Origin of the sequence: Nocardioides sp., assembly GCF_050699375.1 — a bacterium.
In the GTDB taxonomy this organism is placed as follows: Bacteria; Actinomycetota; Actinomycetes; order Propionibacteriales; family Nocardioidaceae; genus Nocardioides.
In genome coordinates this window covers 1-8,486 of sequence record NZ_JBOHDN010000352.1, presented here as the reverse complement: position 1 = coordinate 8,486, position 8,486 = coordinate 1, and the positions used below count along the sequence as shown (strand labels likewise).

Here is an 8,486-nt window from a genome sequence, read left to right as displayed (position 1 = left end):
TCCTTCCAGGCGGCCGTGTCGCCTGCGGGACCGGAGCCGAGGGCAGGGCCGCGGGCGGGGCCGGTGAAGGTGCGGACCTGGACGGGCTGGGCGGGTCGCCCGGACGGCGAGGCGGGGACGATGCTCGTCTGGGCGGTCGGCACGGAGACGCTGGAGCGCAGCTGCTGGCCGTAGCCAGGACCGCCCCCAGGACCGCCCGCGGGACCACCGTGGATCAGCGAGGACATCGGGGTGTACTCCTCCTCCTCGCGGTCGGCCTTGCCAGGCACCGCGAGCCAGATCAGCGCGATCAGGAGGCCTGTGGCCCACCCATAGGTCAGTCCGTACGCAGCGCCCGACTCGAGCACGTCGTCGAGCGAGGCCAGCAGCCAGCCTGAGCGTCCGCCGGTGAAGTAGGCGTAGAGGCTCTCGGCGACCTGGCCGCCGGCGGTGGCGAGGATCGCGGCGAACCAGCAGCCGAGGAGCACCGGCCAGAACACCCGCGGCCAGATGCCGATGGTGCCGAGCCAGGTCAGCAGCCAGGTGAGGACGAAGACGGTCGCGGTGAGGATCGCGGTGTGCACCATGGCGTCACCGGAGAAGAGGTCGCCGAGCGAGCCGTTGCCGAAGTAGGTGAGCCGGCCACCGAGCAGAGTGGCGAGCCAGTCGGCCGAGTTGGTGCCGTTCTTCTCGGCCCAGGTGGACAGCGGCGCCGTACCCGACATGATCTGCAGGGCCCAGAGCCCACCGGTGACGAGGACCGCGTTGAGGAAGGCGGGGATGCCACCGCGGGCGCGCTCGGCCTCGACCTCGGTCTCGTAGACGGATGTGGGGGTGGAGTGGGGATCCATGACGGGCAATTCAACCGCACCCGGGCCCACCTGGATAGGGCGACCGGGTTTCTACGTGGTCTCGAGGATCTGGTGCGCTCGCACCACGTCGGCGCGCATCTGCTCGACGAGCGCGTCGATCCCCTCGAAGGCGACCATGCCCCGCAGCCGCTCGACGAACGCCACCTCGACCTCGACGCCGTAGAGCTCCAGGTCGTCACGGTCGAGCACATAGGACTCGACCCGGCGACCGACCACACCCTCGAAGGTGGGATTGGTGCCGACCGAGATGGCGGCGGGGAACCGCTCGCCGGTGTCGCGCCGGGTCAGCCAGCCCGCGTAGATGCCGTCGGGCGGCACCGCGGTCAGCGAGTCGGTGGGCACGTTGGCCGTCGGGAAGCCGAGCTCACGGCCGCGCTGGTCGCCCTTCACGACGACGCCGCGCACCGAGTAGGGACGGCCCAGCGCCTCGGCGGCACCAGTCACGTCGCCGGCGGCCAGACACGTACGGATGTAGGTCGAGGACCACACCTGGGGCCCACCATCGAGCGGGATCCCCTCGGCGGAGAAGTCTTGGATCTTGCCGTACGCGACCAGGTCGGCCACGTCTCCGGCGGCCTTGCGCCCGTAGCGGAAGTTGGCACCGACCACGCACGCCTCGGCGTGCAGCGCGTCGACGAGCACCCGCTGGGCGAAGTCGTCGGGTGACCAGTTGGCCATCTCCATGTCGAAGGGCAGCGCCAGCACGGCGTCGGCGCCGGCGGCGAGCAGCAGCTCGGCGCGCTCCTCCATCGTGGTGAGCACGCCGGGGGCGTGCTCGGGGCGCAGCACGGCCATCGGATGCGGGTCGAAGGTGACCGCCACCAGGGTGAGCTCCTTGGCGTCCGCCACCTCGCGACCTCGGCGCAGCACATGCTGGTGGCCGAGATGGACGCCGTCGAAATTGCCGACCACGACGCAGGTGCGGCCGAGGTCCGCCGGCACCTCGCTCAGACTTCTCCAGAACACCCCGCCAGAATATCCATCCGGCCTCCCCTTCCGGGGATCCGGGCCACTTGGCAACCAAGCAGTAACGTGTTCTACCCCGCGCTCGTTGACAGAGGCATGGAGAGCCTCGTACGCAGAGCCACCATGTCCCTCGCCCCGCTGGTTCTTCTCGGGGGTGTCCTCAGCGCGGCTCCCGCCGCCCCGGTCGCCGCCGCGGAGCCCGGACCACCGGCGTACGACGCGACGGTGCGGATCACCGAGCACGGGATCCCGCACATCACCGCGCCCGACTGGGGCTCGCTGGGCTACGGCAGCGGCTGGGCCACCGCCGGGGAGGCGACCTGCACGCTGGGCGACATCCTGCTCAGCGCCCGCGGCGAACGGTCACGCTGGCTCGGTGCGGACAAGACGTACGACGACGGGGTCTCCAAGCCGACGACCAACCTCGACTCCGACGTCCTGGTGGGTGATCTCCACAACCGGCAGGTGGTCGAGAAGCTGCTCGACTCCCCCGCCGGCCCCTCGGCGCGCGCGAAGGAGATGGTGCGCGGCTATGCCGCCGGCGTCAACGAGTGGCTGCGGACCCATGAGGTCACCGATCCGGTGTGCGCGGAGGCGCCCTACCTCAAGGCCGACGTCACCGAGATCGATGTCTGGTACGGCGTCTATCTCGCCAACCTGATCGCCTCGGCCGGGCAGTTCGTCGGCGAGATGAACGCCGCCTCTCCCCCGACGCTGACCGACCCCGGCCTACCCGATCTTCCCGGCGCGCTGGGGCTGCCGTCGCTGCCCACCACTGCCGCCGAGGTCCCGGCGGCGGCCGCGAAGATGGACAAGAAGGCGATGCGGGCCTCGCTGGGCCATTCGCTGGGCCATTCGCTGGGCCATTCGCTGGGCCGCGACCCCGAGCGCGCCTTCGGGTCGAACGCGACCGCGATCGGGGGCGAGGCAAGCTCGACCGGTGGCGGGATGCTGCTCGGCAACCCGCACTTCCCGTGGCAGGGCCGCTACCGGTTCACCCAGCAGCACCTGACGATCCCTGGTGAGTACGACGTCGCCGGCGCCTCGCTGATCGGCTCCCCGGCGGTCAACATCGGGTGGAACGACGATGTCGCCTGGAGCCACACGGTGTCCACGGCCTACCGGTTCACGCCCTACGAGTACACCACCGTCGGGCCGGGCACCCGCTACCTGACCCCGGACGGGATGAAGCGTGCCGAGCGCCGCCAGGTGGAGGTCACCGTCAAGACCGCGACCGGCACGAGGACCGTCACCGAGGACCTCTACCGCACGCCCGAGGGCTACGTGATCGACTCGCCGTCACAGCTGATGGCTTGGGGACCGACGAGCTTCTGGGCGATCCGCGACGCCAACGCCGAGCACCTGCGCACCATCGACACGTTCCTGGGCATGGGCGCCGCGTCCTCCGTCGGGGATCTGCTCGAGCGCCAGGACGCGGGCGGCGGGATGCCCTGGGTCAACACGATCGCCGCCGACCGCCACGGCGACGCCCTCTACGCCGACCACTCGGTCGTCCCGCACGTCACCGACGAGCTCGCCTCGCGCTGCATGACCGTCGTCGGGCGGCTGCTCAACGTCGTCGCAGGCCTGCCCGGACTCGACGGCAACCGCGCCGGGTCGTCCTGCGCCTGGGGCTCCGATGCCACCGCCCAGCGTCCCGGGATCTTCGGCGACGAGCATCTCCCCGACGTCGTACGCCGCGACTGGGTGATGAACGCCAACGACTCCCACTGGCTGCCCAACCCGGACGCACCGCTGGAGGGCTACCCCGCGATCATCGGCTGCGAGCGGTGCGAGCGGACGATGCGTACGCAGATGGTGGCCCGCTACGTCACCGACCAGCTCGCCGCGCACGGCGTCGAGACGCCGGAGTCGTTGGCCGGCCACGAGTACGACAACCGGCAGCGTACGGCCGAGGTGATGATGGCCGACGGCGCCCTCGACCGGGTCTGCCGGCTCACCGGCGAGAAGGAGGCCTGCGCGGTCCTGGCCGGGTGGGACGGCCGCTCCGACGCGACCTCACGCGGCACCGCGATCTTCACCGAGTTCGTCCAGCGCGCCCCGTCCGGGGCTCGGCTGTGGCGGGTGCCGTTCGATGCCGATGACCCGCTGAACACTCCGCGCGGACTGCGCACCACGCCGAGCACGGTCAAGGCGATGAAGGACGCCATCGCCGCTGTCGAGTCGACCGGCCTGCCGATCGACTCGCCCTGGGGTGACTACCAGGTCGCCGCCGACCGCGGCGCTCCCCCGCTGCCCCTCGGCGGCGGCGAGGGCGATCTCGCCGGGAACGCCAACGCCCTCGCCTCCCGCAACCCGGCGCAGAACCTGGACCACGCCCGCCCGATCACCTACGGCTCCTCACACATCCAGGCCGTCTCGTTCGGCCCCGATGGCGCTGAGCCGCGCACGATCTTGACCTATGGCCAGTACGAGGACCCGTCCTCACCCTGGTCCAGCGACCAGACCCGCCTCTTCTCCGAGGAGAAGTGGGTCGACTTCCCCTGGACCGACGCCCAGATCGACGCCGACCTCGTCGAGACCGTCCACCTGCCCTGACCACGCCGAGAGGTCACCTCTGCAGGCCGAGAAGTCACCTCCGCAGGCCGAGAAGTCGCGGGTGCCAACTCGGCCCGCAGAAGTGACGCCTCGGCCTGCAAAGGTGACGCCTCGGCGGGGTCGGGGTTCAGCCTACGAAGACGGCTGTCGCCCGGGCGGTCTCGGGTCCGACCGGCTCGTAGAGGGCCAGGAACTCGCCGTCGGGGGCGAAGACGGCGGTCAGCCCGGCGATGGCGATCTCGAGCCTGCGTCCGTAGCGGACATCTTGCGCCTGCTCCTCGGAGAGGTCGTAGGCGGTGAAGGCGGCACGGGCTGCCTCGGCCAGCGGCAGGACCGCGAAGTCGTCGGTGAGCTGGTCGAGGGTCCTGGCGACATCGAGGTCGTAGGGGCCCACCGCGGTACGCCGCAGCATCGTCAGGTGCCCACCGACCCCGAGCGCCGCGCCGACGTCGCGGGCGATCGCGCGGATGTAGGTGCCCGAGGAGCAGCGGACCGCGATGTCGACATCGATCACGTCGCCCATGTCACGGACCTCACCGACGGTGAGCTCGTGCACCGTGACCGGCCGTGCCTTGAGCTCGACCTGCTCTCCGTCGCGTACGCGCTGGTGGGCCCGCTTGCCGTCGACCTTGATGGCCGATACCGCGGTCGGCACCTGCAGAATCTCGCCGACCTGGTCGGCGAAGGCGCTGCGTACGTCGCCCTCCTCGACCGCTGCGGTCGAGCCCGTCGAGACCACCTCGCCCTCGGCGTCGTCGGTGGTCGTGGCGACCCCGAGCCGGACCGTCGCCGAGTAGGACTTCTCGGTCAGCATCAGGTGGCCGAGAAGTCGGGTGGCGCGCTCGACCCCGAGGACGAGTACGCCGGTGGCCATCGGGTCAAGCGTTCCGGCATGCCCGACCTTGCGGGTGCCGGCCAGGCGCCGCACGCGCGCGACGACGTCGTGGGAGGTGATCCCGGCAGGCTTGTCGACGACCACCAGCCCAGGGGCGGGCCGCGAAGGAGCACTCACTCCTCGTCGTCCTCGCCCCAGTCGCCCTCGTCCTCACGCGGCTTCTTGTAGGGGTCGGCCTCGCCGGCGAACGTCTCGCCTCGTGCCGCGGCGACCGCGTCGTCCTGCGCCTTGGCGCGCGCGAGGACGTCGTCGAGGTGACGGGCGGTCTCGGGCAGCGCGTCGTGGATGAACTCCAGCGTCGGCGCCGTACGCGTCCCGAGCTGCTTGGCGACCTCGGAGCGGATCAGCCCCTTGGCCGACTCCAGCGCCGCGGCCGTGCCGGCCAGCTCCGCCTCAGAGTCGGCGCCCAGCACCGTATAGAAGATCGTCGCCTGCTGGCTGTCTCCGGTCACCCGCACATCGGTGACGGTGACGAAGCCGATCCGCGGATCCTTGATCCGCCGCTCCAGCATCTGAGCGACGATGACCTTGATCCGGTCAGCAATCCGACGCACCCGCGGACTACTCATGTTCCACACCCTCTCAAACCACGCCGAGTCGGCGCTGATGTCTCAACTTTAAGCGCCGAGTCGGCGCAAATGACTCACGATCCGACGCCGAGTCGGCGCATCTGTCCCAACCGTCATCTGACGCACACACGGTTCTGGGACAAACGCGCCGACTCGACGCGTACAACTGGGACAAACGCGCCGAGTCGACGCATCTGTGCGGGACAGATGCGCCGACTCGGCCAGGGTTGGGGATCAGCCCCGGGGAATCTCCACCATCTCGAAGGCTTCGATGAAGTCGCCTTCCTTGATGTCCTGGAAGTTCTTCAGGACCAGACCGCACTCGAAGCCCTCGCGGACCTCGGCGGCGTCGTCCTTCTCGCGGCGCAGCGAGGCGAGGTCGAGGTTGTCTGCCACCACGGCGCCGTCGCGCAGGACGCGCACCTTGGCGTTGCGGCGGATGAGGCCCTCGGTGACCATACAACCGGCGATGTTGCCGGTCTTCGACGAGCGGAAGATCGCACGGATCTCCGCCTTGCCGAGGCTCTTCTCCTCGTACTCCGGCTTGAGCATGCCCTTGAGGGCCGCCTCGATCTCCTCGATCGCCTGGTAGATGACCGAGTAGTAGCGGATCTCGACACCCTCGCGGTCAGCCAGCTCCGTCGCCTTGCCCTGCGGGCGGACGTTGAAGCCGATGATGATCGCGTCGGAGGCAGCCGCCAGGTCGACGTTGGTCTCGGTGATCGCACCGACACCGCGGTCGATGACGCGGATAGAGACCTCGTCGCCACCCACGTCGATCTTGGCGAGTGCGTCCTCGAGCGCCTCGACCGAACCGGACACGTCGCCCTTGAGGATGAGGTTGAGCTCCTGGCTCTCGCCCTTCTCCATGGAGGCCATGAAGTCCTCCAGCGTGCGACGTACGCGGCGCTTGGCCTGCTGCGCGGCACGCTCGCGTGCCTCGCGCTTCTCGGCGATCTGGCGAGCCATCCGGTCGTCGTCGACGACCAGGAAGCTCTGACCCGCACCCGGCACAGCCGAGAGACCCAGGACCATCGCCGGACGCGACGGGGTCGCCTCGGTGATCTCGTGGCCGTACTCGTCGATCATCGCGCGGACGCGGCCGTGGGCCGGACCCGCCACGATCGACTCGCCCACGCGCAGCGTGCCGCGCTGGACCAGGATGGTCGCGACCGGGCCGCGGCCACGGTCGAGGTGAGCCTCGATCACGATGCCCTGAGCGTCCTGGCTGGCGTTGGCCTGCAGGTCGAGCGAGGCGTCCGCGGTCAGGACGACGGCCTCCAGGAGGCCCTCGATGTTGATCCGCGACTTCGCCGAGATCTCGACGAACATGGTGTCGCCGCCGTACTCCTCGGGGATGACGCCGTACTCGGTCAGCTGGCCACGGATCTTGGTCGGATCCGCCTCCGGCTTGTCGATCTTGTTGATCGCGACCACGATCGGGACACCGGCGGCCTTGGCGTGGTTGAGCGCCTCGACCGTCTGCGGCATCACGCCGTCATCGGCCGCGACAACGAGCACCGCGAGGTCCGAGGACTGCGAACCACGGGCACGCATGGCGGTGAACGCCTCGTGACCCGGGGTGTCGATGAAGGTGATCTTGCGCTCGTTGCCCTCGACCTCGGTCGAGACCTGGTAGGCACCGATGTGCTGGGTGATGCCGCCGGCCTCGCCCTCGATGACGTTGGCGTCGCGGATCGCGTCGAGCAGCTTGGTCTTACCGTGGTCGACGTGACCCATGACGGTCACGACCGGCGGACGGACCGACCAGTCGGCCTCGTCGCCCTCGTCACCGAGCTCGATGTCGAAGGACTCCAGCAGCTCGCGGTCCTCGTCCTCGGGGGAGACGACCGTGACGATGTAGTTGAGCTCCTCACCGAGCAGCTCGAGCGTCTCGTCGTTGACCGACTCGGTCGCGGTGACCATCTCACCGAGGCCGAACAGCATCTGCACCAGCTGGGCCGGGTCGACGCCGATCTTCTCGGCGAAGTCGGTCAGCGAGGCACCACGGGCGAGACGCACGGTCTCCCCGTTGCCCTTGCGTACGCGGATGCCGCCGATGGTCGGGGCCTCCATGGCCTCGAACTCCTGGCGACGCGCCCGCTTCGACTTCCGGCCACGGCGCGAGGGACCACCCGGGCGACCGAAGGCACCCTGGGTCGTACCGCGACCGCCCGGACGACCGCCACCGGGACGACCGCCGAAACCGCCGCCACCGGGACGACCCGGAGCACCGCCGCCGGGACGCCCACCGGCACCCGGACGGCCACCGCCACCGGGACGACCCGGGGCACCGCCGCGACCGCCACCGCCGGGACCGCCACCAGGACGGGCACCGAACGCGGCCGGGGACTTCGGCATCATCGCCGGGTTGGGACGCGGCATGCCGGAGCCGGAGCGGCCCCCGCCCTGGCCGCCGCCCTGGCCACCCTCACGGGCAGCCGCGGGACGCGGCGGACGCTGGTCGCCGCCGGAAGGGGCACCGCCCTGACCGCCCTGACCGCCCTGACCGCCCTGGCCTCCACCCTGGCCGCCGGGACGCGAACGTCCCATGCCCTGGTTGGAGGAGAACGGGTTGTTGCCCGGGCGCGGCGTGCCGCCGGGGCGACCGACCGGTCGCGGCGCGGGCGCCTTGGGCGTGGGCGA

Annotated in this window: 6 protein-coding genes; 1 reads left to right on the top strand and 5 read right to left on the bottom strand. The window is 70.6% G+C overall.

What is annotated here, in order from left to right; translation table 11 throughout:
* Positions 1-830, bottom strand: an 830-nt coding sequence (locus ACRDPS_RS23595) for a hypothetical protein (protein ID WP_431504109.1), incomplete at its 3' end; no start/stop codon positions are given.
* 51 nt (positions 831-881) lie between these two features.
* The gene (locus ACRDPS_RS23590; protein ID WP_431504108.1) at positions 882-1,817 is read right to left on the bottom strand and encodes a bifunctional riboflavin kinase/FAD synthetase; all 936 of its coding nucleotides are present in this window, start codon (positions 1,815-1,817) and stop codon (positions 882-884) included.
* Between the two features lie 123 nt (positions 1,818-1,940).
* Here ACRDPS_RS23590 and ACRDPS_RS23585 point away from each other — a divergent pair, with 123 nt between their 5' ends.
* The gene (locus tag ACRDPS_RS23585) at positions 1,941-4,376 is read left to right on the top strand and encodes a penicillin acylase family protein (RefSeq protein WP_431504107.1); all 2,436 of its coding nucleotides are present in this window, start codon (positions 1,941-1,943) and stop codon (positions 4,374-4,376) included.
* Positions 4,377-4,503: 127 nt separating this feature from the next.
* On the opposite strand, the gene truB is transcribed toward ACRDPS_RS23585, so the two are convergent.
* The 3 genes from truB to infB all read right to left on the bottom strand — a co-directional run.
* Positions 4,504-5,388 carry a tRNA pseudouridine(55) synthase TruB gene (gene truB, locus ACRDPS_RS23580; RefSeq protein WP_431504106.1) on the bottom strand — a complete coding sequence of 295 codons (885 nt, stop codon included), beginning with the start codon at positions 5,386-5,388 and terminating at the stop codon, positions 4,504-4,506.
* A complete protein-coding gene (gene rbfA, locus ACRDPS_RS23575; protein ID WP_431504105.1) occupies positions 5,385-5,840 on the bottom strand; it encodes a 30S ribosome-binding factor RbfA in 456 nt (151 codons plus the stop codon). Before rbfA ends, truB begins: the two co-directional genes overlap by 4 nt.
* 234 nt (positions 5,841-6,074) lie before the next feature.
* Positions 6,075-8,486, bottom strand: a 2,412-nt coding sequence (gene infB, locus ACRDPS_RS23570) for a translation initiation factor IF-2 (protein WP_431504104.1), incomplete at its 5' end; no start/stop codon positions are given.

What these genes read in the sequence shown, in the direction of transcription:
- ACRDPS_RS23585 (WP_431504107.1), top strand. Translation starts at nt 1,941, where the DNA reads ATGTCCCTCGCCCCGCTGGTTCTTCTCGGGGGTGTCCTCAGCGCGGCT.
- rbfA (WP_431504105.1), bottom strand. Translation starts at nt 5,840, where the DNA reads ATGAGTAGTCCGCGGGTGCGTCGGATTGCTGACCGGATCAAGGTCATC.